Source organism: Vibrio rubrogenes (assembly GCF_059641415.1).
In genome coordinates this window covers 194154-219720 of the sequence record NZ_JCARSY010000001.1, presented here as the reverse complement: position 1 = coordinate 219720, position 25567 = coordinate 194154, and the positions used below count along the sequence as shown (strand labels likewise).

Below are 25567 nucleotides of genomic sequence, written 5' to 3'. Positions count from 1 at the left end.
ACAATCAGCAGAAAAGATCGCTTTGAATTGAGCGATCTTTTTTTGTTGGTCTCCATTTATGCTGTCTGTTAGGGATTCAAAATCAATCATGTTGGATAAAAGTAAGCCGCTCAATATTGGCATCGTGGTCGGTGAGTTATCCGGTGATACGCTGGGTGAAGGGCTAATTAAAGCGATCCGAGAACAGTATCCTAATGCTCATTTTGTCGGAATCGCTGGCCCTAAAATGAAAGCGCTGGGTTGTGAATCTTTATTTGATATGGAAGAACTGGCTGTCATGGGGTTAGCCGAGGTTTTAGGAAGACTGCCTCGCCTTTTCAAGATCAAATCTCAGCTCGTTCGCTATTTTAAAGCAGCTGACCTGGATGTATTTGTTGGTATTGATGCCCCGGATTTTAATTTGCGCCTGGAGCGTAATTTGAAAGATGCCGGTACCATCACTGTTCATTATGTGAGCCCTTCTGTTTGGGCATGGCGTCAAAAGCGTATTTATAAGATTGCTCAGGCAACCAATCTGGTCTTGGCATTTCTGCCGTTTGAGAAAGCTTTTTATGATCGGTTTAACGTGCCATGTGAATTTATCGGCCATACATTGGCGGATGCGATTCCGTTGTCTTCGGATAAAAATGAGGCCCGGGCAGCATTAGGGCTGGAGATAGAAAAACGTTGGTTAGCCGTGCTTCCCGGTAGCCGGGGTAGCGAACTGAAAATGTTATGTCGCCCTTTTATTGAAACTTGTCAGAAACTTCGTCAGCGCTATCCCGATTTAGGGTTTGTAGTGGCACTGGTGAATAATAAACGACGTGCTCAATTTGAAGCAGTGTGGCAGGAAGTTGCACCTGAATTAGATTTTGTGCTCGTTGACGGTACAGCGAGAACTGTGATTACTGCGGCGGATGCGGTACTGCTTGCTTCCGGGACCGTGGCATTAGAATGCATGCTGGTAAATCGTCCCATGGTGGTCGGCTACCGATTTAATGCGATAACCAATTTCTTAGCGAAGCGATTAGTCAAAACAAAATATGTTTCGTTACCGAATATCCTTGCTGATGAAGAGATCGTGAAGGAATTATTGCTGGACGAATGTACGGTGGAAAATTTATACCGGGAAGTCTGTGTTCTATTCGATGGTGATAATCGTCTGATGCAAAGTAAGTTCACAGAAATTCACCAGTTGATCCGCAAAGATGCAGATAAACAGGCGGCCAACGCTGTTTTAAACCTGATAGAGCGATTGTAAATGGCTAACATTGAATTCCCTCCTTTTGAATACCCGCTCGGTTACCAACGTTTTGCCGGGGTGGATGAGGTTGGTCGCGGGCCTCTCGTTGGCGATGTCGTGACAGCTGCAGTGATTTTAGATCCGACTCGGCCGATCTCGGGTTTAACCGATTCGAAAAAATTATCCGAAAAAAAACGATTGGCGCTCTTTCCCGAAATTCAGGAAAAGGCAATCGCATGGGCGATTGGACGTTGTTCTGCGGAAGAAATCGATCGGCTCAATATCTTGCAGGCAACCATGGTGGCCATGCAGCGAGCCGTTCATGCCTTGCCGGTTGCGGCTGAGTTTGTTTTGGTGGATGGTAACCGGATTCCGTCATTATCTGTACCTGCGGCGGCTGTCGTAAAAGGCGATCTGCGCGTGGCAGAAATTAGTGCCGCCTCGATTTTGGCGAAAGTCACTCGAGATCAGGAAATGATGCAATTGGATCAGCAATATCCCAAATATGGATTTGCACAGCATAAAGGCTACCCGACCAAAGCGCATCTGGAAGCGATTGAACATTATGGTGTGATTGACGCGCATCGCAGAAGTTTCAAACCTGTACGACGTATTTTGGACTTAGATCGATAATCACGTACAATATTTGGTTATTGCGTTTTTACATACGGAGACGGTGGTTTTTTACCGTTTCTGAACAGGATATTCATCAACATGTCTGACCCTAAATTTATCCATCTCAGAGTTCATAGTGATTTTTCTATGATTGATGGGCTGTCAAAAGTGCCGCCTTTAGTCAAGAAGGTTGCAGAGATGGGAATGCCGGCGATGGCGTTAACTGATTTTACTAACCTGTGCGGTTTAGTGAAATTTTACAGTACAGCTCATAACTGTGGTGTGAAGCCGATTATCGGTGCTGATTTTTCAGTCCGTTCGCAGGCATTCGGTGATGATCTGACTCGCCTGACATTGCTTGCGGCTGATAACACCGGCTATAAAAATCTGACTTGGCTTATCTCACAAGCCTATCTCCGCGGACATATCCAGCATCAGCCCGTGATTGACCAAGAATGGTTGGCTGAACACTCGGAAGGTTTAATCGTCTTGTCCGGTGGTAAAAACGGAGATATTGGTCAGGCGTTACTGAAAGGTAATCAGAAACTGGTTGAGCAGTATGTCGACTTTTATCAGACCTATTTCCCTGATCGTTTTTATCTTGAGTTAATCCGAACCGGCCGCCTTGACGAAGAAACCTATCTGCACTTTGCCATCGAATTGGCGGAGCAATATGATTTACCGGTCGTGGCCACCAATGAAGTCGTCTTCTTAAGCCGGGATCTATTTGATGCGCATGAAATTCGAGTGGCAATTCATGACGGTTACACGCTCGAGGATCCTCGCAGACCCAAACACTATAGTGAGCAGCAATATCTCCGTAGCGAAGATGAGATGTGTGAGCTGTTCAAAGATATTCCCGAAGCGCTGCAAAATACAGTCGAAATCGCCAAACGCTGTAATGTGACGGTGCGGCTCGGTGAGTATTTCTTACCGAATTTCCCCACGGAAGGGATGAATATCGATGACTTTTTAGTCAAAAAATCGCAAGAAGGACTAGAAGAACGACTTGAATTCCTCTTTCCTGATCCACAAGTCAGGCAGGAAAAACGTCCGGCATACGATGAGCGTTTGCAGATTGAACTCGATGTGATTAACCAGATGGGATTTCCCGGTTACTTCCTGATCGTCATGGAGTTTATTCAGTGGTCCAAAGATAATGATATCCCAGTGGGGCCCGGGCGAGGCTCAGGTGCCGGCTCTCTGGTGGCCTACGCGCTGAAAATTACTGACTTGGATCCGTTGGAATACGATCTGCTTTTCGAACGTTTTCTTAACCCTGAGCGGGTTTCCATGCCTGACTTTGATGTCGATTTCTGCATGGATAAGCGTGACCGAGTGATCGAACACGTTGCCGAGATGTACGGAAGAGATGCGGTTTCTCAGATCATTACCTTCGGTACGATGGCGGCGAAAGCAGTCATTCGTGATGTGGGACGGGTTTTGGGACATCCGTTTGGATTCGTGGATCGTATTTCCAAACTGGTGCCACCCGATCCGGGCATGACTCTGGAAAAAGCATTTAAAGCTGAGCCGGCGCTGCAAGAACTCTATGATGTCGATGAGGAAGTCCGAGAGCTGATCGACAAGTGTCGGATTCTGGAAGGATGTACCCGAAATGCGGGTAAACATGCCGGTGGGGTGGTAATCTCACCGACGACGATTACCGATTTTGCCCCCATCTATTGTGATCCGGAAGGTCACTATCCGGTCACTCAGTTCGATAAAAATGATGTCGAGACAGCGGGGCTGGTGAAGTTTGACTTTTTGGGGCTGCGGACACTGACGATTATCGACTGGGCGCTGGGTCTGATTAATCCACGACGAGAAAAGCGAGGGGAACCTCCGGTTCGTATCGAAGCGATTCCACTTGCTGACTCACAATCATTCCGCAACCTGCAAAACTCAGAAACAACTGCGGTGTTCCAGCTTGAATCGCGTGGGATGAAAGACCTGATTAAACGACTTCAGCCGGACTGTTTCGAAGATATTATCGCATTGGTGGCGTTATTCCGTCCCGGGCCTTTGCAGTCAGGGATGGTGGATAACTTTATTGACCGGAAGCATGGGCGCGAGCCGATCTCTTATCCTGATGAAAAGTGGCAGCATGAGTCGCTCAAAGAGATTCTTGAGCCAACGTATGGCATCATTCTTTATCAGGAACAGGTCATGCAAATCGCTCAGGTCTTGGCTGGCTATACATTGGGCGGTGCTGATATGTTGCGTCGTGCAATGGGGAAAAAGAAGCCAGAGGAAATGGCGAAGCAGCGGGCGATATTCGAACAAGGCGCGATCAATAACGGTATTGATGGCGAACTTGCGATGAAAATCTTTGACTTGGTGGAGAAATTCGCCGGTTATGGGTTTAACAAGTCGCATTCGGCAGCGTATGCACTAGTCTCATATCAGACATTATGGCTGAAAACGCACTATCCAGCGGAGTTTATGGCCGCGGTGATGACTGCGGATATGGACAATACCGAAAAAGTAGTCGGTTTGGTCGATGAATGTATCCGAATGAATCTGACGGTGCTACCGCCTGATATTAATTCAGGGCTTTATCGGTTTAATGTCGATGAACAGGGCGCTATCGTGTACGGTATCGGGGCGATAAAAGGTGTTGGTGAAGGTCCGATTGATGCTATTCTCGAAGCCCGCAATGCCGGCGGACATTTTAAAGACTTATTTGATTTTTGTGCGCGTGTTGATCTAAAACGGGTGAATAAGCGTGTTATCGAGAAGCTGGTTTATGCCGGTGCGCTTGATCGTCTGGGACCACATCGCGCAGCAATGATGGCTTCTCTGGATGACGCTGTCAAAGCTGCCAGCCAACATCGTCAGGCCGAATCATTTGGTCAAACGGATATGTTCGGTGTGTTGACCGATGCTCCGGAAGCGGTAGAACAACGGTATACCCAAGTGCCGCCATGGCCGGAAAAGGTATGGCTTGAAGGTGAAAGAGATACGCTGGGGCTTTATTTAACTGGGCACCCAGTGAATGCGTATCTGAAGGAACTCAATTATTATACCGATTGTCGATTAAAGGATGTGACGCCAACCCGGCGCGATCAATCACTAAAAGTAGCGGGATTGGTGATTGCCGCACGGGTAATGACGACGAAGCGAGGCTCGCGTATCGGAATATTGACATTGGATGACCGTTCCGGTCGGTTAGAAGCCATGTTGTTCTCCGATGCGCTGGAACAGTATGCAGAATTGCTTGAAAAAGATAAAATTCTGGTCCTAAACGGACAGGTCAGCTTTGATGACTTCAGTGGTGGGCTTAAAATGACTGTCCGCGAAGTGATGGATTTAGATTCAGCACGAGAAAAATATGCCAAGAGTTTGTCTTTATCAATCACTCAAACACAGATTGATGAACCATTTTTTGAGCGTTTCAGCCGTATTCTGGAACCTCACCGCTCCGGCAGTGTACCGATACATATTTATTATCAACGGGTTGATGCCAGAGCGAAAATGACCTTGGGTACAGAATGGCGAGTGACGCCGAACGATACATTGCTGGATGAACTGAAACAACTGCTTGGTCCCGGCCAAGTTGAACTCGAATTTAACTAAATTCAGCTGAAAACAGAGAAAGCTGAGTCAAAAAGGATCGGTAAATGAGCCTGAATTTTCTAGAATTTGAAAAACCAATTGCAGAACTTGAAGCGAAAATTGAAGCGTTGCGAGATGTTTCCCGTCATGGCGGGAGTACCTCAATCGATCTCGATAAAGAGATCGAACAGCTAGAAAATAAAAGCATCGAACTGAAGAAAAAAATCTTTAGTGATTTAGGTGCGTGGCAAGTCGCTCAATTAGCCCGTCACCCTCAGCGTCCGTATACTTTGGACTACATCAAACATGTCTTTACTGATTTTGATGAACTGGCTGGTGATCGTGCTTATGCCGATGATAAAGCCATTGTCGGTGGTATGGCGCGTCTGGATGGGCAGCCTGTGATGATCATTGGTCATCAGAAGGGGCGTGAAACTCGGGAGAAGGTGAAGCGTAACTTTGGGATGCCAAAACCAGAAGGTTATCGTAAAGCCCTGCGTCTGATGGAAATGGCGGAGCGTTTTAACATGCCGATTATTACGTTTATCGATACGGCTGGTGCTTATCCCGGTGTCGGTGCTGAAGAACGCGGCCAATCAGAAGCGATTGCCACTAATCTGAAAGTGATGTCCAGTTTGAAAGTGCCGGTCATTTGTAACGTGGTTGGTGAAGGGGGCTCCGGTGGTGCTTTGGCTATCGGTGTCGGTGATTATGTCAACATGTTGCAATATTCAACCTACGCTGTAATTTCTCCTGAAGGGTGTGCCTCTATTTTGTGGCGTGATTCTGATAAAGCACCTCAAGCGGCAGAAGCCATGGGGCTAACTGCGCCACGATTGAAAGAGCTGGGACTGATTGATGAGGTTATCGAAGAGCCTTTAGGGGGGGCACATAGCCATCATCAGCAAATGGCACAGCGAATGAAAGCGACGTTGCAACGACAGCTTCAGGAACTGCGTCAATTCGATCAGGATGTTTTATTAGATCGCCGCTATCAGCGACTAATGAGTTATGGTTATTGTTAAGTGCGATTGATGGTACAAACGTGTTTTGTTGTACCTGCGTATTGAATACGATTAAAAGGGAGATCCGAATCGGATCTCCCTTTTACTTATGCGTCGTTACTTCATTGAGGCTAATTCCGGTTTTCACTGGCAAAAGCCCAAGGTAAACTGACTGCCTCCTGTGATTTTTTGAAATGCGACCGCAATGCTTTATCACGATTTTTCTCAGTTTATGACCAACCATATTCAATCATCGCAGGCTCGATGTATTCTGGCATTGAGTGGTGGTGTTGATTCGCGAGTCTTGCTTCATCTATTGGCTCGCTATATGCGGGACAATCAATGTCCGGCAATGGCGGTGCACGTCCATCATGGACTGAGTGCGTCTGCTGACCAATGGGTTGAATGTTGCCGGCAATGGTGTGCAGAGGAAGAGATACCTTTTCAGGTGGAATATATTCAGCTCGAGATGCAAGGTAAAGGTGTGGAAGCTGCGGCGCGTCAGGCAAGATATCAGGCGTTACAGCGCTATATCGACAAGGGCGATCTGCTGCTGACCGGACAACATCGTGATGATCAACTGGAAACATTTCTGCTGGCTCTCAAACGGGGAAGTGGTCCGAAAGGATTATCGGGTATGGCGGCATCGATGTCATTTCATCAGGGATGGCTATTGCGTCCATTATTGCATCGCTCCAGAGCAGAGATTGAGGCGTATGCCAATACACATCAGTTAAGTTGGGTTGAAGATGAGAGTAATCAGGATACTCGTTTTGACCGGAATTTTATTCGTCACGAGGTGATGCCTTTGCTGGTGGATCGCTGGCCTCATTTTCCACAAGCGGTACAACGCAGTGCCGAGTTATGTGCCAGTCAAGAAGCCTTACTCAACGAGTTACTCCAAGAACGTTATCAGGCAGCATTGCAGCCGGACAATGGTTTGTCGACTGGTTACTTATTAGATTGTGGCAAAGCGGTGCAGGCACAGATATTACGCATGTGGCTTGAGCAGCTCGGACATCAGATGCCGAGTCGGGTTCAGCTGGAAAATATCAGTCATCAGGTTTTGCAGGCCAAAGCAGATGCTAATCCGCGCTGTCGTATCGGTAATGATGAAGTTCGTCGCTTTGACGGTTATCTCTATTGTATTCCTGTTTATGCAGATATCAGTGACTGGCAATGCCAGATAAAAATCAATCATCCGGTTGAACTTCCTGATGGACTGGGCACACTAACATTAACCGAGAGCACTTTATTGACAGAGAGTGCTTTACTGACAGAGAGTGTTTTACTGACAGAGGGCACGACTGAGAAACAAGCTGCGTTTGGGTTGGATAAACGTTGTCTGTCGATGCCCCTTCGGGTGACCTTTAACCCTGAAGGTCTGGTTGCTTCTCCCGTTGGACGGAGAGGACGACACAAATTGAAGAAGCTGTTTCAAGAATACCGGATTCCTAGCTGGCAACGGCGGAGAATGCCGATTCTGATCAGCAGACAACAAGTGATAGCCGTGGCGGGTTTGTTTGTTGATGAGCACTTTTATGGTTCAGACTATGAGCTGATTTGGGGCACTGCTACATAGATAGCTGAAGCTAGATATCAAAGCGAAACAACCTATGATTGAGAAAGCCATGCCGTTTGATGGTATTGCACAAGTCTCTCGTTGTGCTAGTTTGAGGTTGATTCGGATGAATCGAATCTTAAGGTGCTGGTCGTAGATGATGCCAAGAAAAAGTTATTAATCCATTCATTTCATATTGGCGCGATGATTGCTTGTCAGTTGAGGGATTGTTGAATGTTTTCTTCTGGTAATCGATAATGTCAGCAACCCATAAAGTTTAAAGGATGAACATGAAAAAGATAGAAGCTATTATTAAACCGTTCAAACTCGATGATGTTCGGGAAGCGCTTGCCGATGTCGGAATTACGGGAATGACCGTGTCAGAGGTCAAAGGATTTGGTCGTCAGAAAGGTCACACTGAGCTATATCGCGGCGCTGAATATATGGTGGATTTTTTGCCGAAAGTGAAACTGGAAATCGTTGTATCCAGCGATGTTGTTGACAAGTGTGTTGATGCCATTATTGAGACGGCACAAACAGGAAAAATTGGCGACGGCAAAATATTTATTACAGATGTTGAGCGAGTGATTCGGATCCGCACGGGTGAAGAAGACGAAGACGCTATTTAACTAACGGAAGCTAATTAACGGAAGGAGCCGTTGGCTCCTTCTTTGTCATGAACGATTGATTTATCCTGCCGTTTTATTCTTTGATTATTTCCCGGAAAACACACCATGAAAAAAAGATTGGCGATCATTCTTGCTGTCTTGTTACTCCTTTCTGGATTAGGTGCGACGATTGTTTTTCAAGTACCGGATTCACCGCAATTGATGACGTTGATACCTGCCAAGTCATCCGCGCCTTCATTTGCTGAGCAATGTTATCAAAATGGTCATACTCCTGCTGCGATTGATAACCAAGGGGTTTTGAATGTTTTGGTTTGGAATATCTATAAAGAAAATCGCTCCGATTGGGAGCCGGCACTGACCGAATATAGTCGCCACAAACAGTTGATCTTGCTTCAGGAATCAAGTTTTGGTTCGCCGCTGTATCAATGGTTGATGCAACAGAATCTGTCTGCGTTACAGGTCCGCGCCTTTTCGGTTTTTAATCAGTCTGCCGGTGTGATGAATATTGCGCGGCAACTGCCCATCTCAGCTTGTGCGTATACTGCTGACGAGCCGCTGATTCGTCTGCCGAAATCGGCTTTGGTCGCCTATTACCCGTTAAGTCAATCTCAGGCGCAGACGCTGGCTGTGGTGAATGTCCATGCTATTAATTTTTCTCTTGGGATAGAAGCATTTCAGGGGCAGCTACAACAGCTGACACAACAATTGGCGTCTCATCAGGGACCGATCTTGTTTGCCGGTGATTTTAATAGCTGGAGTGATGTGAGGATTCAATTGGTCAATCAGATGATGGCATCATTATCAATGCAGGAAGTGCACTTTACTCATGATCAGCGTAAGCAGTTTCTTTCTCATCCGCTTGATCATGTCTTTTACCGAGGGTTGATTCTCAAGCAGGCTAGTGTGGTTCAGACCACTGCATCGGATCATAATCCGATTCTGGTCTCTTTCTCTCTACCGAAGTAGGTATTTTATTCAGAAGTGAGTTCTATTACGCAATCGGAAGGGCTTTACCGGTACGTTATGACTGTACCGGTAAAGCGATTGCTGTGCTTAAACACTGACTTTGGTTACATCGACATATAATTTCAATTGCTGGCCGGGTTGGAGGTACTGTTCTTCCATCAGGCTATTCCATTTGATAATATCTGACGTGCTGATTCTGAATTTACTGGCAATGCCACTGAGAGTATCACCATTGCGAACCTTGTAAAATAAGGTTCGAATGATCGCTCCGTCACTGGCTTTTTTCCAGATAACCAGTGATTTGCCAATCTTGAGCGGATCTTTCGGGCTCATCCCATTCCATTTTGCCAGAGACTGATGAGAGACATGGTAGTGTTTGGCAATCGTCCATAAACTTTCCCCTGAGCGCACTCGATGAGTCATCTTATATTGCCCTCTGACTTTGGACTGAATCTTCGCCAGTCGATTACTCATACTGAGTGCATAAGCTTTTTCATCTTTGACTGAGGTTGGAATCATCAGATACTGTCCGACCCGAATCAGCATCCCATCGAGATGATTGACTGTTTGGATGACTTTCGTTGTCGTATTGTATTTTTGAGCAATGGTACTCAGTGCATCCCCGGACTGGACCTGATAACGGATCAGTTTCATGCCTTGTCCGTCATCGGCCTCGATGGCCTGTTCAAAAGTGCTGACTTTATCTACAGGAATCAGTAACTGATATGGACCGTTCGGTGATGTTGCCCATTGATTGAAAGCTGGATTATAGCTCTGAAGCTCTTTGACACTGATACCGGCATACTTTGCGGCAACGGCAAGATCGAGCTGCTTTTGGGGATCGACGCGAGCCAATACTTGTTGGTTGGTAATCGGTGGCAGTTTAATTCCGTATTGCTGATGATGGGCAATCACATCGACCAGTGCCAGCAGTTTAGGCACATAACTACTGGTCTCTTTGGGTAAATCTAATGAGAAGAAGTCGGTTGGCAGCCCTTTTCTTTTATTTCTTCGAATCGCAGATGAGACTCGGCCACTGCCGCTATTATAAGCTGCAATGGCATGGTACCAATTGCCATCGAATTTCTTGTTCAAATACGAAAGATAATCTAACGCAGCGTCGGTTGCCGCATCAACGTCTCTGCGCCCGTCATACCAAAAATTTTGTTTCAGACCATATATTTTTCCGGTTGAAGGTACAAACTGCCATAAACCGGCGGCTCTGCCATAAGAGTAGGCAAAAGCATCGAACGAGCTCTCAACGACGGGGAGTAGTGCGAGTTCCAGCGGTAGATGACGTTGTTCAATTTTTTCAGTGATCAGATAGAGAAATGGTGTTGCTCTTTGGGCGACCGTTTCTAAATGTATGGGGTGTTTGAGATACCAAGCCCGATAGCGGTTCACCGATGCTTCATCCGGCACCGACAGACGAAACTGCATAATAATGCGTTGCCACAAGTCGGCCTGTTCCTGTGGGGAGGGGATTTTTTTCTGTTTTTCGACAGCCGTCTGGAACATTGCAGGCGGCTTTGCGGCTGCTTTTTCTGAATGCTCCGGAGACTGTGTATGTGTCGGTTCGGAAACACTCGCTTGTTCAAACGGTTGGGTGGTTTGACATCCGGCGACTAACAGCATTAGCACCCAACTGATATGTATTTTCATAGATTAATAACAGCCCTTTTTACACAGCCCGTGATAATACTTGTCTCAGGATAACGATGACAAGAGAGGAAGTGTTAAAATTCATTTTTCCATTCACGTAATACCGTAAAAACTGAAAGGGGGTCAAGGTCAGAGGTCCTATCTGAGACGGATTTAATAATTTCGGCCTGATCCGGGCGCAAAAAAGGATTAATTTGTTTCTCTAGCCCGATGGTTGTTGGTACAGTGGATTGATGATGGGCACGCAAGCGGTTAACTGTATCGCGATAAGCTTGTAATGCTTGGTTTTCCGGCTCAACGGCTAATGCAAAAGCAATATTACTGGCCGTATATTCATGAGCACAGTAGACCTTGGTATCTTCCGGCAAGGCACTCAATTTTTGTAATGACTGCCACATTTCCTCCGCAGTCCCTTCAAATAGGCGGCCACATCCGGCAGAAAATAGCGTGTCACCACAGAAAACTTCAGATTCACCCAAATAGCCAATATGTCCCATTGTATGACCTTTTAAATCGAGAATATGGAATATATGGTCGAAAACTTCAATTTGATCACCACCGGAGACGGCATGAGTGATGCCCGGTATTGCTTCATTGGCCGGGCCGACGACATGAATATGAGGAAAGTGTCGCACGAGTTCACTGATGCCACCGATATGATCGGCATGATGATGTGTAATGAGGATGGCATCTAAAGTCAGGTGATTGGATGTAAGGTAGTCGATGACAACGCCAGCATCACCGGGATCGACAACGACGCAGTGTTGATCTCGATTTTGGATGAGCCAGATGTAATTATCGCGAAATGCAGGTATGCTTTTGATGTTTAACATGAGTTATCTCCATTCACCTTCTTTTTATTGAGCTTATGTAGCGGGGCAGTCATGGAACCGGCACGCAGTGAAAAAAAAATCGATAAGCCACACTCTTGGGACCAGTTGAAAAATGGTCAATGGGTCAGTGAGTCGATACAAACCCGGTTAGATGAGTGGTGGCCGAGATTATTTGGTTATCATATGCTGAAATTGGGTGGCTTAAGTTGTGAGCTTGCCAGTAGTCTTTCAAATATTCAACATCAAGTCCATTTGGATCTGGAAAACCCGTTGCATACGCTCATTGCCGATGGTTATGATTTACCCTTTCTGGAAAAAAGTATTGATGTGGTCATTTTGGCGCACCAGCTCGATTATTGTAACGATCCGCACCGAATGCTCAGAGAAGTTGATCGGGTGATGGTTGATGATGGTTATCTGATTGTGACTGGATTTAATCCGATGAGTCTGACCGGATGTGCGAGTATCTTACCGTGGCGCAAGAAATATTTGCCGTGGAGTGGGCGCATGTTCACGCCCAGCCGTATTAGTGATTGGCTAGGCGTTTTGAACTATCAAGTGCTTGAATGTGAACGGTATGCATTGTTTCCGGTTCAGAATTATCGCCCGCTCTGGACTTGGCTGGAAAACAATATCAGTGATTGCTGTCGTACTTTCGGCAGTCTGTACTTTATCGTTGCCAGAAAAAGAACCTATCCGCTGATTCCGATTAAACCGCACTGGCGGTTAAAACGTTCGCTGAGCCCGGTTCGAGTCAACTACAGCGTCCATTCTGAGCAATAGGTTACGGTTGATATCCCTCATCATCAGCGGTGGGGGATTCGGCCGCTGTGCGAGCCAGCTCATCGCAAATTTCATTTTCCCGGTGACCGGCATGGCCTTTGACCCAGCGCCACTCAATTTTATGGCGCTGGGTTTCTTGATCCAGTGCTTGCCATAAGTCTGCATTTTTGACGGGCTTCTTATCTGCGGTTTTCCAGCCTTTCTTTTTCCAGTTATGAATCCATTGAGTAATTCCCTGTCGGACGTACTGGCTGTCCGTTGTCAGAATGACATGACAGGACTCTTTGAGGCTTTTCAGTGCGACAACGGCTGCCATCATTTCCATTCGGTTGTTCGTGGTTAACCGAAAGCCTTGAGAAAGATTTTTTTCAGTGCTTTTATAACGCAGAACAATGCCATACCCACCCGGTCCCGGATTGCCGAGACAAGAACCATCTGTGAAAATTTCCACCTGTTTCGCCATGATTTGATACTATAAGCCACAGTGATTGAATCAATATAGTCTGACACAGTTATCCCAATGAATACTAGCAACAATTCTGAAATACATCGCATCGTGGTTCTTGATACGGAAACCACAGGTATGAACCAAGATGGTGGTCCGCACTATGAGGGACATCGGATCGTCGAGATCGGAGCGGTTGAAATCATCAATCGTAAACTGACCGGCAGACATTTTCATGTCTATCTCAAGCCGGATCGTCAAATTCAGCCCGAAGCGATTGAAGTTCACGGTATTACCGATGAATTTCTCGTCGATAAACCGGAATATAAAGATGTCCATGCGGCTTTTCTGGAATTTATTCGCGGGGCTGAGCTGATCGCCCACAACGCACCGTTCGACGTCGGCTTCATGGATTATGAATTTGCCAAGCTGAATGCCAATATTGGTAAAACCGAGCAGTATTGCAAGGTGACGGATACACTGGCAATGGCCAAACGGATTTTCCCCGGTAAGCGGAACAATCTGGATGTGTTATGTGAACGGTATGGCATCGATAACTCACATCGGACATTGCACGGGGCTTTGCTCGATGCGGAGATTCTTGCTGACGTTTATCTGTTCATGACCGGTGGGCAAACCTCCCTGCAGTTTTCGGCAGGACAAAGCTCCGGAGATGGCGGAGAAGCGATTCGCAGAGTGGCTGCCGGCCGAAAATCACTAAAGGTTTTAAGCGCAACTGCCGATGAAATACAAGCACATCAAGATCGTTTAGATTTAGTTGAAAAAAATGGCAGCTGTCTTTGGCGTCAGTAGGAGAGTGAATATATATGTTGCGGGTGTTAACGATCTTTATCGGGCTATGGGTATCGCTGGGAAGTTATGCTGCAACAAATTCTCCGGTGTCTTTGTTGGATAATCGTGTTCGGGTGGACCCGACGATCAGTCAGATTACTTTCGTCGTTTACCGAGAAAAGCCCTCGAAACCTGTCGTATTAGTTCGCCCCGATGGTACCAAATACTATTCATGGCGGCATCCGGATAATGTGCGTTGGTATCAGGAACCATCAATGGATATTATCTCAATTGATAAGCCTATGCCCGGCCCTTGGCAAGCGGTGGGGAAAGTGACACCCAAAAATAATATCAGATTGATCTCAAATCTGGCGTTGACCACCGACCAGCTCCCGTTACGGTTATATCAGGGCGAAGAGATTAAATTTACCGCCAGACTGACTTCAGATGATAAGCCGTTAACGATTCGTGATTTTTTGGATCGCGTAAAATTAAAAGTGACCTTTACTAAATATATCGAGAATGAAGCCCAATTGGTCAAAGAAGCACGCCCGACTCCGGATGTGATCGGGGAGTTTTCCGATGATGGCCGAGGACTCGATGAGAAACCCGGAGATGGTGTCTTCACCGTCAAATTGAACATTTTCTCTGAACCGGGAAGATACCGGGCCCGGATTACCTCAGGGAATGGTGTTTTTTTACGCGCTCAGGAACAGGAAGTGCTGGTTTATCCGTCACCGATTACCACGTCTTTTATTCAGTCCCGAGTTGATGATCAACCCCATCAAGTGGTGTTTACCGGATTAGAAGGAACCATCGAACCGGGGTCGGTGATTGCACATATCGATCACTGGGATCGATATGACAATCACTTTGTTGCCGAAGGTCAGTCCGGCCGTGAATCCCTGACCGTTAAACTGGCGATTCCTAACAATGGCGAAGTGGGTAACTTTAAATGGAATGGCCAAGTCTATGCGACTGAGGTCAACTCTCAGCGGCCGCTTATTTTCCCTATCCCTGAGCATACGTATAGTGTGGTGGAAGATCTGAATATCGAGCAGACGCGTCTTATGCAAGAGAAAGCCCTCGCTGAAAAAATTAAGCAGGAACAGCAGGAAGAGATACTGCAACAGCGGGAGTCAGCGAGGAAGTGGAAGCTGATTTATATCGCATTAGGGAATATCGGCGCTTTGATTCTGGGATTAGTGATCTGGATGGTTGTCCGTAAGATGAAAGCGAAAAAATCTGAAGTGTCACTACAGCTCGATATGCCGAAAAAGTAATGGTGGTATCCTGAGTGATTTTGGGAACGCTATTCGTATAAAAGAATGCCAGTCAGCATCACTGACTGGCATTCTTGCTTATGGGGATAACACTGCCTTTTCTACTTTCTACGACACCTGCCGGTTATGATTCTTGTACCGGACTGGCTGCTTTGCGGCTAGTACGTTTGGTTTTTTCCTGTTTCGGATGATCCGGTGATCCTGCTGCTAACGTTTCCGGGGCAAAGTCATCGACATTAATCACATAGAGTCGTTCCTGTTCTGCCTTGATCAGTAAATCGGACTCGTCGCTTGAAATCAGTTGTTCATCCAGCGCTGTTTTCGCCAGTTGGTCCAAATTAGTGAATGGATAATGTTTATTTTTCAACTGACAGATTTTATCAAAAATCGGTTCTGCCTGAATGATTGTGTCCAGCGCCTGATGAATCCGACCCGCTGGGTTATGTTCGCTTGCATACCAGTATTGATAACGACCCAGACGGTTTCTTGGTGCAGTGTTGGATTGCAATAGTTTCGCAACCTGATGGTCCAGTTTGTCACTGGGACCGTGGCAAACACGTCCAAAGGGCATCAGTACCCGTTTGAGCAGATAACCCAAGATAGGAGACGGGTAGTTGTCCAGCAATTCAGACAGCGCTACTTCCATCTGTTTCAGACTATCTTCCAGAGCCCAACGAACTAAGGCTAAATCTTCAGTATGACGGCCATCATCGTCATAACGTTTCAGTGTCGCTGAAGACAAATACAATTGGCTCAGCAAATCTCCCAGACGGGCAGATATGCGTTCTTTACGTTTCAGACTACCCCCGAGTGTCAGCATTGTCAGATCTGCCATGAGTGCGAGATTGGCGCTGTAACGGTTAAGTCTCTGATAGTAACGTTTGGTTTCATCCTGATGTGGTGCTGCGGACCCGAGCCCATTGGTGAGACCCAGCCAGAAACTGCGAGCGGCATTACTCACGGTGTAAGCGATATGCGCACTGAGTGTCTGGTCGAACTGCGCCATCGCATTATCACTTTGAGAATGGGCCAGTTCCATTTCTTTGAGTATATAGGGATGACAGCGAATTGCGCCTTGACCAAAGATAATCATTGAACGGGTCAGAATATTTGCGCCTTCAACCGTAATTGCGATTGGGGCTCCTTGATAGTTCTTGGCAAGGAAATTCGATGGGCCAAGGCAAATTCCTTTCCCGCCGGTTATATCCATTGCATCTTTGAGGCACTGTTGAGCCCGATGGGTACAGTGATATTTGACGATTGCTGAAATAACTGAGGGCTTTTCACCTTTCATAATGCCAGTTACGGTGAGTTGACAGGCAGCGTCCATGAGGTAAGCATTTCCGCCTAAGCGTGCCAGCGGTTCCTCAATCCCTTCCATTTTTCCAATCGGTTGCTTGAACTGACGACGGATTCTTGCATAAGCTCCGGTTGTGACTGCCGCCGTTTTGGTGACACCGGTTGAGTTGGATGGCAGGGTGATGCCGCGGCCAACCGACAGACATTCAACCAGCATGCGCCAGCCGTTACCGGCCATATTCGGGCCACCGATAATGAAATCGAGCGGAACAAACACATCTTTTCCCTGAGTCGGACCGTTTTGGAATGGAATATTCAGTGGGAAGTGACGACGACCAATCTCCACACCAGCCATATCGGTTGGAATCAACGCACAGGTAATGCCGATATTTTCTTCTTCACCAAGTAAATGTTCCGGGTCTTGTAACTTAAATGCTAACCCTAATACGGTTGCCACGGGGGCAAGCGTGATATAGCGTTTATTCCAGGTCAGACGCATTCCGACGACTTCTTTTCCTTCCCATGTTCCTTTACAAACCACGCCAAAGTCAGGGATTGAACCGGCATCGGAACCCGCTTCAGGGCTGGTGAGGGCAAAACAGGGAATTTCCTGACCGGTTGCTAGCCGGGGTAGATAATAGTCTTTTTGATCCTCGGTACCGTAATGTTGCAATAATTCTCCGGGACCTAAAGAGTTTGGGACACCAACCGTGATAGCCAGAATACCGGATACACCGGCAAGTTTTTGTAGCACCAGAGATTGTGCGTAGGCTGAAAATTCCAGGCCGCCATATTGTTTTTTGATAATCATGGCAAAGAATTTCTGTTCTTTGAGGTATTCCCAGATTTCAGGTGGTAAGTCTGCCAGTTCATGAGAGACCTGATAGTCGTTAACCATTTCACAGACTTGATTGACCGGTCCGTCTAAAAATGCACGCTCTTCTTCGGTCAAATGAGGTGCCTGATAGCGGTGCAGTTGTTGCCAGTCTGGTTTGCCTCGGAATAGCTCGGCTTCCCACCACACAGTTCCTGCATCTAAGGCCTCTTTTTCGGTTTTAGACATCGTTGGGAGTTGACGTTTAAAGAGCGTAAAAATTTGGGATGTCGCCAGGTTTTGCCGAATCGATGGAACAGTGATGCAGGCAATGATCAGTGCGTAAATGACCCAGAATGTGAAACCGACATGGCCAAGTAGCGTTAACACAATCAGTGACGCAGTAAGCATTCCTGTTCCCAATGCCATTGAGAGACGATGATAGGCGCAAATTCCCCATACCGCGAGTAATACGACGATCGAGAGCAAAATACTCATATTCTTTTCCTTAATCGGGAGATTCAGATGTTTTTATCGTAGAACTATCAAAGAGGTCTTACCAGTTGCAATGTTGCAAAAGTGTTAAGGAGATCGAATTGTGAGTCACTTTCTGATGATTTGGTGAGATGATGCGCTGGATCTGAGGGAAGAAACAGTATTCTTGCAGGGCAAGGCTCGACAGAATGAATTGTTGGGGTAAACTCATGATTATCCCCGGAAGGTTTTACCACGATATCCTGAGTGAGCCGGGTAAACATGTATCGCTCTTGTCGTAAGAGTGCCATTTCAGCATACATCAAAGAGAATTGAGTTATGTACCACGATTTAATTAAGAACGAGCTGAACGAAGCTGCCGACGTACTAAACAAGTTTTTAAGTGATGAGCACAATATTGCTCAGATTGAGGCGGCTGCCAAGCTGATTGCAGATTCTTTTAAACTGGGTGGTAAAGTGCTTTCTTGTGGGAACGGTGGATCCCATTGTGATGCGATGCATTTTGCTGAAGAGTTGACGGGACGTTACCGTGATAATCGGCCGGGTTATCCGGGAATTGCGATTTCAGATCCTAGCCATCTGTCGTGCGTCAGTAATGATTTTGGCTATGAATTTGTTTTTTCTCGTTATGTTGAGGCTGTCGGTGCCAAAGGTGACGTATTGTTCGGGCTTTCGACCTCGGGGAATTCCGGTAATATTCTGAAAGCGATTGAAGCGGCACAAGCCAAAGGGATGAAAACAATTGCGTTAACTGGTAAAGATGGCGGCAAAATGGCTGGCATCGCTGATGTTGAGATTCGAGTCCCTCATTTCGGTTATGCTGATCGCATTCAGGAAATCCATATTAAAATCATCCATATCTTGATCATGTTGATCGAGAAAGAAATGGCTTAAAGTATCCATTCAATAGGGAGAATACTGGTTATGTGTGAATTGCTCGGCATGAGCGCTAATGTTCCGACCGATATCTGTTTTAGTTTTACTGGCTGGATTCAACGCAGTGGTAAAACAGGCCCGCATCGTGACGGCTGGGGGATTACGTTTTATGAAGGGAAGGGGTTTCGCACATTCAAGGACCCGAAGCCGGGCTATCAGTCCACTATTGCAGAGTTAGTTCGGAAATATCCAATCAAAAGTCGTGCGGTGATTAGCCATATTCGTCAGGCCAATCGTGGTGGGGTCAGTTTAGAGAATACCCATCCGTTTACACGCGAACTTTGGGGGCGTTTCTGGACATTTGCTCATAATGGACAACTGAGTGGTTATCAGGATCTCGATACTGCCAATCATCGGCCGGTGGGAGAAACAGACAGTGAGTTGGCATTCTGTTGGCTGTTAAAGCGTCTGGATGATCAATATCCGACACCACCCGATGATGCGATAGAAGTTTGTCGCTTTATTGCCACGCAGTGTGATCAACTTCGACAGATGGGCGTGTTTAATATGCTCCTGACAGATGGTGAGCATGTGATGACCTACTGCACTAACCATCTATACTCAATTACACGCCGCTCACCTTTTGGTCAGGCGACGTTGATTGACGAGGAAGTCGAAGTCAATTTTCAGGAAGAAACGACACCCAATGATGTGGTTACGGTGATTGCGACTCAGCCACTGACGTTGAACGAGCAGTGGCATCGAATGAAGCCCGGAGAATACAATGTCTTTCATCAAGGAGAGTTGATTGATACCAACCAGTGTCAGTTAGCCGATGTACCGTTCGCGGAAGCAAAACCCGGCTCTCAGGCACCGACGGAGCCACTCGAATAAAGCAACAGCAGAGGCTTGCAAATGTGCAAGCCTCCGGCATTATTTCAACAGCCCTTTCTGTGCGAAGGTCACCTTTGTCGCGTCATTGAGATCCAGCGTTAGGAGTTCTTCGGGACTTGCCCATTTAAATTCTTGGAACTCATCATTAATTGCAATATGCCGATTGGCACTTTCACAGTCGAATATCAGATAAATCATATAGATTTCTTCTTGAGTCCCATCGGGATAAGTTTTGACCCGAGTATCGTCTCTGAATGTCCAAGGGGAAATTCGCGTGAGTTCTAAATCAGGGCCTAACTCTTCTCTGATTTCACGCCTTAATGCTTCTTCCATTGTTTCTCCCGGTTCCATTCCTCCCCCGGGAAGCGCCCATTGACCGGGGAATACACCGCGATCATTCGCCATTTTACAAAGTAAGTAATCCCCGTTATTGGTAATCAAGGGACAAACAATGGTTCGCTGTCGCATAAAGGCTCCTGTTTATTCTGAATTTTATTGATAACTAGATTGGTAATGGCTTCAATCGTCATCTGCTGATTATATTCAATGACCCGATCTTTCAAATGTGCCGGTAAGTTATCAAGCAATGATTGATATTCTTCTCCCCAGCCATGAATCCACTGTTGTTTAGTGGCCTCATCAGGAAACTCCCGGGGACGAATTCCTTTTAACTCGTCATTGAATAAATTTTTTAATGAAAAGTCGGGCGGAAAATTCATGTAAATAATCACATCAGGTTCGGGAATGATATCCATAAGTTCATGCCATAAAGACATATACACTTTATGTTGTTCTCCAGATATATATCCTTGCTTATACATAAAATTTGCAAATATATAATCCTCGATATGAGAACGCTCCATAATAACATTAACGCCTTTATCTAGCCAAGATTTAACCAGAAGCACTCGCTGGATCATAAAATTAAGCTGTAATGGGTAACCGTACGTTGCTGTTTTATCAAAAAGGTTTTGTAGTAATGGATGATGAAGTGACTTTTCATCAATCGCAATTGTCTGAGGATTGTTTTCATAAATATGGGTTGAGATCGCACGGAGTAGCGTGCTTTTACCAACACCGGAGTTACCGGACAGAACAATATATAATGGGTTGGCATTGGGTGCATCCGGCAGTTCATCGACTGTCCAAGGGGGAGTATAGAGATGATGTTGATTCATGAGACAAACTCCATTTCATCAAGCCAGAAGCGATTGTTTTCACATTTTTCCATAATTTCAGGTTGACCAAAAATATGGTGAATGATCTGTTCTGGCGAATCTTTTTCCATATTACACAGATAGGTATAGTTTTCTCCGTCGGGAATAATGACATCAAAGTTGGGTTCCATAACGATATTGGCTTTGTCCCGTTCTTCAAATGTGGCCCAACTCAATGGCAAATCCGGGAATTCATTTTTTGTCTGTGTCATTGTGCTGAGAAATAAATCAGTATCAATTTCCAATTTATCCCGTTTTTCCTTACCCACACCGAGCGGACAGAATTGATAAAATCGCCACGATTGAATCTTATAGGGGAAACTATTTACCCAACGAACAATATCGGAGATTTGATGGGCATTGGTCTGAGAAACAACGGTGGTGAGTTTGATATTGATGGTGTTATTTGTCTGTGATAACCAGGTGAGGATATCTTTGATCACGCGATGTTGGTTTCCCATTTTCTCACTTCTGATGTCACTGTTGGTTTGTTTTTCTATACCATCAATAGGAATGCCAACCCAGTCCAGCACACCATTTAACCGCTCGTGGTCCATAATAAAGCGGTGACCAACGGTTGACAGATAAGTCATAAAGCCAAGTTTTTTAGCGTGTTCGATTAAAACTAGAAAATCTTTCCGTGTGGTTGGTTCTCCTCCGGTAAACCCCACTCGGCGAAATCCGACTTGATACATTTTGTCTAATATCTTTAATGCACTTTCGGTTGATTGATCTTCAATTCCCGGGTTTCTGAAGCATAAATCACAGTCGAGATTACAGTAGGATGTAATGCGGAAATCTAATAATAATGTATTGATATCTAACATATTTAGTGATCCAGTCTATGTGTATTTGAATAACCATAGTCTTTATATTGATATGGTGCAAATAGATGCATTTGTTAGGTTTGCGTAAGGCGTAAGCGATGTGACACGGTTGTGAACAGAATGGTGAATAAAAGTATCAGTACAAGGCCAGTTGAATACTGGCGTGAATATAATCGAAGATGAAATAAAAAAGGCGGCTCCGAAGAGACGCCTATTCAAGATTGAGAAAAAATCAGTGATTAACGCGCTGAATGGCCTTTATAGCCGTAAATCCCCAGTTGCTCGCCGTCAAGATAGGCTTTGCCGTCACGCATTTCGACACGATCTTCAACAAACCATTGGGCAACCAGAGGGTAGATCCGGTGCTCCTGCTCTTGAACTTTACGAGTCAGGGATTCAATAGTATCCCCGTCATCGATAGGAACCCGGGCTTGTAGAATGACCGGGCCGCCATCAAGTTGTTCTGTCACGAAGTGAACGCTGGTACCGTGCTCTTCATCGCCGGCAAGAATGGCTCTCTGATAAGTATTCAGCCCGGGATATTTCGGCAGCAGTGAAGGGTGAATGTTAATCATTTTTCCCATGTAATGACGAACAAACTCTGCGCTCAGAATACGCATATAACCCGCCAGAATTATCAGGTCTGGCGCGTATTCATCAATCTGCTCCATCAGTGAACGGTCAAATGCATCCCGCGTGTCAAAGGCTTTGGGATCGACAAAGATTGCCGCTGCATTTGCTTTTTTGGCTCTTTCCAGCGCATAAGCATCTGCTTTGTTTGAAAAAACAGCAGTAACCCTGCCATTAGGCATTTTAGAGTCACAAGCATCAATGATTGCTTGTAAGTTGGTCCCGTTGCCCGAAACTAAAACGACAATACTTTTCATGAACTATTTAATCTCTACTTGCGCTTCATTAGCCTGTGCTTCGGCAATATGTCCGATGATCCAAGCGTTTTCTCCTTCTGACTGGAGAAGTTCGACCGCCGCTTGCGCTTGCGCTTCCGGCAACGCGATAATCAAACCGACGCCACAGTTGAAAGTACGGTACATTTCGTAAGTCTCGACGTTCCCTTTTTCTTGCAGCCATTTGAAAATAGCCGGCCATTCCCAACTGCTACCATCGATGACGGCTTTGGTTCCTTGCGGTAACACACGCGGAATATTTTCCCAGAATCCGCCACCAGTAATATGAGAAATGGCGTGGATATCGTGTTCAGCAACGAGCTTGAGTGCTGATTTTATGTAGATTTTAGTGGGTTCGAGTAAATGTTCACCGACGGCTTTTCCTTCCAGCAATTCAGATTTATCAGCATTTGATACTTCCAGAATTTTACGGATCAGTGAATAACCATTTGAGTGAGGGCCACTCGAACCGACGGCAATTAAACTGTTACCGGACTCAACTTTAGAACCGTCGATAATCGCTTCTTTTTCGACGACACCGACACAGAATCCAGCGACATCGTAATCTTCGCCTTCATACATGCCGGGCATCTCTGCGGTCTCTCCGCCGATCAGCGCACAACCGGCCTGAAGACAGCCTTCGGCAATCCCTGAAACGACGTCTGCTGCGGTATCGACATCCAGTTTTCCGGTGGCATAGTAGTCAAGGAAAAACAGTGGCTCTGCACCTTGTACAATCAAGTCGTTGACACACATTGCGACTAAATCGATCCCAATTGTGTCATGCTTTTTCATATCCAGTGCCAGACGTAATTTAGTGCCGACACCGTCCGTTCCTGATACAAGCACAGGATGCTTATATTTGGTTGGTAATTCACACAGGGCACCGAAACCACCGATACCACCCATCACTTCCGGGCGACGCGTTTTCTTTACTGCACCTTTAATTCGCTCTACAAGCGCGTTGCCTGCATCAATATCAACGCCTGCATCTTTATAGCTCAGAGATGTGTTTTTGCCACTCACGGGGTCATCCTCGTTCTTTGGTTGGATATGAAAACGGCGCTATTCTACAGGGGAACAAAGTAAAAGGAAAACGTTTGCGCTGATTTTTTTATCTGGCGGGATAGACTGAAAATACTTGGCAATCATGGCTTCTCGATGCGCTAAATCATGATATCCCTTGAGGTTAAGGATAAAATTAACGATAGAAAGTATGTATAATTGGAAAGTTTATTTGATTGAATGTCGGAGATGCAGATGAAAGTTGTTGAAGTGAAGCACCCGCTTGTCAAACACAAATTGGGTTTGATGAGAGAGATAGATATTAGCACCAAGCGTTTTCGCGAGTTAGCCTCTGAAGTCGGCAGCTTACTCACTTATGAAGCAACTGCAGACTTTGAAACAGAAAAAGTGACTATTGAGGGGTGGAATGGCTCGGTTGAAGTGGATCAACTCAAAGGTAAAAAAGTCACCGTTGTGCCAATCCTTCGTGCCGGGTTGGGAATGATGGATGGGGTACTTGAGCATATTCCGAGTGCCCGCATTAGCGTGGTGGGTATCTATCGGGATGAAGAAACACTCGAACCGGTGCCTTATTTTAATAAGATTGCTTCAAATATCGAGGAGCGAATTGCTTTGGTGGTTGACCCGATGCTGGCAACTGGTGGGTCGATGATCGCAACGATCGATCTGCTAAAAGCGCAGGGATGCACACAGTTTAAAGTCTTGGTTTTGGTGGCCGCGCCAGAAGGGATTGAGGCTTTAGAAAAAGCCCACCCGGATGTTGAATTGTACACCGCTGCAATCGATGATCATCTGAATCAACAGGGTTATATTGTGCCCGGACTTGGGGATGCCGGAGATAAAATCTTCGGTACCAAGTAAGTTTGGTTCATCAGATAAAAAAACAGTCAGCCTCGCGAAGTCTGACTGTTTTTTTATTTTCGGATTTGTCATCCAAAGTACGTGCGTGGATAAAGAAAGTATATCGGTTGTTGGCGTCTTGCTTAGTGAGGCCGTTTTTTCTGATGTCGCTCGCGGTTTTCCAGTTTTTGTACCTGACTTTTACGCAGGAGAACATAAAGTGCACCACTTCCACCGTGGAATCGCTGTGCACTGTGGATACACTGGACTTCTTCGATCTGGGGAAGCCAGTATGATACGTAGCTTTTCATCAGTGCCGGTGGGTTTGAATGTTCGCCTTTGCCGTGAATAATGAGCACGGTCCGGATATCCATTCGCATACATTGACGTAAAAATTTTACAATCTCATCACGCGCTTGTTCCAGTGTTTTACGATGTAGATCCAAACGCGCCTGAATCGGATATTTGCCCAGTCTGAGTTTTCTGTAAACACCGTCTTGAACCCCGCTTCTCTTAAATTCGATCAGATCATGAGGTTTGATTTGTGGCGCATGTTCCAGAGACAAGTAATCAGATTCATGCTGTTCTAGCTTCATCGCCGCATCTTGCCGGGCAAGATGCGTATCGGTAATCTGTAAATCTTTTTTGAGTTCGGCAGTATCGTGCTTCAGAGGTTTGACGTCTTCCATCATTTGCTGAAATAACTCGAAATCTTCCTGAGACATTCGTATTCCTCCGAATTGTTGTCAATCACGCACCTTGAGGTCATTTGGTATATATACCGAAGTGACTTTCAGATGCAAGATTCTCGTAACATTCGTTTACCAAAGCTGTGTAGCATCAGCAATGAGGTTCCGGCTAAATCGGTGTATTGATGAAAGAATTACGCTGGAGGTATTTGATTTATGGGAAAGATTTGCGGCAGATAAAAAATAAAAAACCGGAGTGGAAAAGAGTCCGCTCCGGTGCATAGCTTATAACTGTTTTTACAGGAGCTAAGCGATCTAGTGAGGAGATTTGT

Annotated in this window: 23 protein-coding genes; 13 read left to right on the top strand and 10 right to left on the bottom strand. The window is 45.9% G+C overall.

Going from position 1 to position 25567, the window contains the following annotated elements; translation table 11 throughout:
- Positions 1-88 precede the first annotated feature (88 nt).
- From lpxB to AC55NX_RS01075, 7 genes are all read left to right on the top strand, one after another.
- Positions 89-1240 carry a lipid-A-disaccharide synthase gene (gene lpxB, locus AC55NX_RS01105; protein ID WP_496994071.1) on the top strand — a complete coding sequence of 384 codons (1152 nt, stop codon included), beginning with the start codon at positions 89-91 and terminating at the stop codon, positions 1238-1240.
- Positions 1241-1855: a ribonuclease HII gene (gene rnhB / locus AC55NX_RS01100; protein WP_496994070.1), complete on the top strand. Its 615-nt coding sequence runs from the start codon at positions 1241-1243 to the stop codon at positions 1853-1855.
- A gap of 81 nt (positions 1856-1936) precedes the next feature.
- Positions 1937-5416 carry a DNA polymerase III subunit alpha gene (gene dnaE / locus AC55NX_RS01095; RefSeq protein ID WP_496994069.1) on the top strand — a complete coding sequence of 1160 codons (3480 nt, stop codon included), beginning with the start codon at positions 1937-1939 and terminating at the stop codon, positions 5414-5416.
- Positions 5417-5460: 44 nt separating this feature from the next.
- A complete protein-coding gene (gene accA, locus AC55NX_RS01090) occupies positions 5461-6420 on the top strand; it encodes an acetyl-CoA carboxylase carboxyl transferase subunit alpha (RefSeq protein ID WP_496994068.1) in 960 nt (319 codons plus the stop codon).
- Positions 6421-6604: 184 nt separating this feature from the next.
- The gene (gene tilS, locus AC55NX_RS01085) at positions 6605-7981 is read left to right on the top strand and encodes a tRNA lysidine(34) synthetase TilS (protein WP_496994067.1); all 1377 of its coding nucleotides are present in this window, start codon (positions 6605-6607) and stop codon (positions 7979-7981) included.
- Between the two features lie 269 nt (positions 7982-8250).
- Positions 8251-8589, top strand: coding sequence for a nitrogen regulatory protein P-II (glnB, locus tag AC55NX_RS01080; protein WP_038183495.1), 339 nt, complete (start codon positions 8251-8253; stop codon positions 8587-8589).
- Positions 8590-8694: 105 nt separating this feature from the next.
- Positions 8695-9555 carry an endonuclease/exonuclease/phosphatase family protein gene (locus tag AC55NX_RS01075; RefSeq protein ID WP_496994066.1) on the top strand — a complete coding sequence of 287 codons (861 nt, stop codon included), beginning with the start codon at positions 8695-8697 and terminating at the stop codon, positions 9553-9555.
- Between the two features lie 87 nt (positions 9556-9642).
- Here AC55NX_RS01075 and AC55NX_RS01070 read toward each other — a convergent pair whose 3' ends face one another.
- On the bottom strand, positions 9643-11217 hold the full coding sequence (locus tag AC55NX_RS01070) for a lytic transglycosylase (protein WP_496994065.1): 1575 nt from the start codon (positions 11215-11217) through the stop codon (positions 9643-9645).
- Between the two features lie 74 nt (positions 11218-11291).
- On the bottom strand, positions 11292-12050 hold the full coding sequence (gene gloB, locus AC55NX_RS01065) for a hydroxyacylglutathione hydrolase (RefSeq protein WP_496994064.1): 759 nt from the start codon (positions 12048-12050) through the stop codon (positions 11292-11294).
- A gap of 51 nt (positions 12051-12101) precedes the next feature.
- Here gloB and AC55NX_RS01060 point away from each other — a divergent pair, with 51 nt between their 5' ends.
- Positions 12102-12833 (top strand): class I SAM-dependent methyltransferase, encoded by a 732-nt coding sequence (locus AC55NX_RS01060; protein ID WP_496994063.1) that lies wholly within the window; start codon positions 12102-12104, stop codon positions 12831-12833.
- A gap of 1 nt (position 12834) precedes the next feature.
- On the opposite strand, the gene rnhA is transcribed toward AC55NX_RS01060, so the two are convergent.
- On the bottom strand, positions 12835-13296 hold the full coding sequence (gene rnhA / locus AC55NX_RS01055) for a ribonuclease HI (protein ID WP_496994062.1): 462 nt from the start codon (positions 13294-13296) through the stop codon (positions 12835-12837).
- A gap of 57 nt (positions 13297-13353) precedes the next feature.
- Between rnhA and dnaQ the strand changes: the two genes are divergently transcribed.
- Both dnaQ and AC55NX_RS01045 read left to right on the top strand, forming a co-directional pair.
- On the top strand, positions 13354-14091 hold the full coding sequence (dnaQ, locus tag AC55NX_RS01050; RefSeq protein ID WP_496994061.1) for a DNA polymerase III subunit epsilon: 738 nt from the start codon (positions 13354-13356) through the stop codon (positions 14089-14091).
- A 14-nt stretch (positions 14092-14105) separates the two neighbouring features.
- Positions 14106-15353, top strand: coding sequence for a TIGR03503 family protein (locus AC55NX_RS01045; protein ID WP_496994060.1), 1248 nt, complete (start codon positions 14106-14108; stop codon positions 15351-15353).
- Positions 15354-15477: 124 nt separating this feature from the next.
- On the opposite strand, the gene fadE is transcribed toward AC55NX_RS01045, so the two are convergent.
- Complete coding sequence (gene fadE, locus AC55NX_RS01040; RefSeq protein ID WP_496994059.1) at positions 15478-17964, bottom strand: acyl-CoA dehydrogenase FadE; 2487 nt, start codon at positions 17962-17964, stop codon at positions 15478-15480.
- A gap of 315 nt (positions 17965-18279) precedes the next feature.
- Between fadE and lpcA the strand changes: the two genes are divergently transcribed.
- Positions 18280-18855 (top strand): D-sedoheptulose 7-phosphate isomerase, encoded by a 576-nt coding sequence (gene lpcA / locus AC55NX_RS01035; RefSeq protein WP_496994058.1) that lies wholly within the window; start codon positions 18280-18282, stop codon positions 18853-18855.
- A 30-nt stretch (positions 18856-18885) separates the two neighbouring features.
- A complete protein-coding gene (locus tag AC55NX_RS01030; RefSeq protein ID WP_496994057.1) occupies positions 18886-19731 on the top strand; it encodes a class II glutamine amidotransferase in 846 nt (281 codons plus the stop codon).
- A gap of 39 nt (positions 19732-19770) precedes the next feature.
- Here AC55NX_RS01030 and nudI read toward each other — a convergent pair whose 3' ends face one another.
- The 5 genes from nudI to purM form a co-directional block, all read right to left on the bottom strand.
- Entirely contained in the window at positions 19771-20199 is a 429-nt protein-coding gene (gene nudI / locus AC55NX_RS01025) for a nucleoside triphosphatase NudI (RefSeq protein WP_059121390.1), read from the bottom strand.
- Positions 20169-20909 carry a deoxynucleoside kinase gene (locus AC55NX_RS01020; RefSeq protein WP_496994056.1) on the bottom strand — a complete coding sequence of 247 codons (741 nt, stop codon included), beginning with the start codon at positions 20907-20909 and terminating at the stop codon, positions 20169-20171. Before AC55NX_RS01020 ends, nudI begins: the two co-directional genes overlap by 31 nt.
- Positions 20906-21775: a radical SAM protein gene (locus AC55NX_RS01015; RefSeq protein WP_496994055.1), complete on the bottom strand. Its 870-nt coding sequence runs from the start codon at positions 21773-21775 to the stop codon at positions 20906-20908. Before AC55NX_RS01015 ends, AC55NX_RS01020 begins: the two co-directional genes overlap by 4 nt.
- A gap of 239 nt (positions 21776-22014) precedes the next feature.
- On the bottom strand, positions 22015-22662 hold the full coding sequence (gene purN / locus AC55NX_RS01010) for a phosphoribosylglycinamide formyltransferase (protein WP_496994054.1): 648 nt from the start codon (positions 22660-22662) through the stop codon (positions 22015-22017).
- Positions 22663-22665: 3 nt separating this feature from the next.
- Positions 22666-23706: a phosphoribosylformylglycinamidine cyclo-ligase gene (purM, locus tag AC55NX_RS01005; protein WP_059121386.1), complete on the bottom strand. Its 1041-nt coding sequence runs from the start codon at positions 23704-23706 to the stop codon at positions 22666-22668.
- Between the two features lie 234 nt (positions 23707-23940).
- Between purM and upp the strand changes: the two genes are divergently transcribed.
- Positions 23941-24567: a uracil phosphoribosyltransferase gene (gene upp, locus AC55NX_RS01000; RefSeq protein ID WP_496994053.1), complete on the top strand. Its 627-nt coding sequence runs from the start codon at positions 23941-23943 to the stop codon at positions 24565-24567.
- Positions 24568-24689: 122 nt separating this feature from the next.
- Here the strand turns inward: upp and smrA are convergent, their stop codons facing one another.
- A complete protein-coding gene (gene smrA / locus AC55NX_RS00995; protein ID WP_496994052.1) occupies positions 24690-25271 on the bottom strand; it encodes a DNA endonuclease SmrA in 582 nt (193 codons plus the stop codon).
- Between the last annotated feature and the right edge of the window lie 296 nt (positions 25272-25567).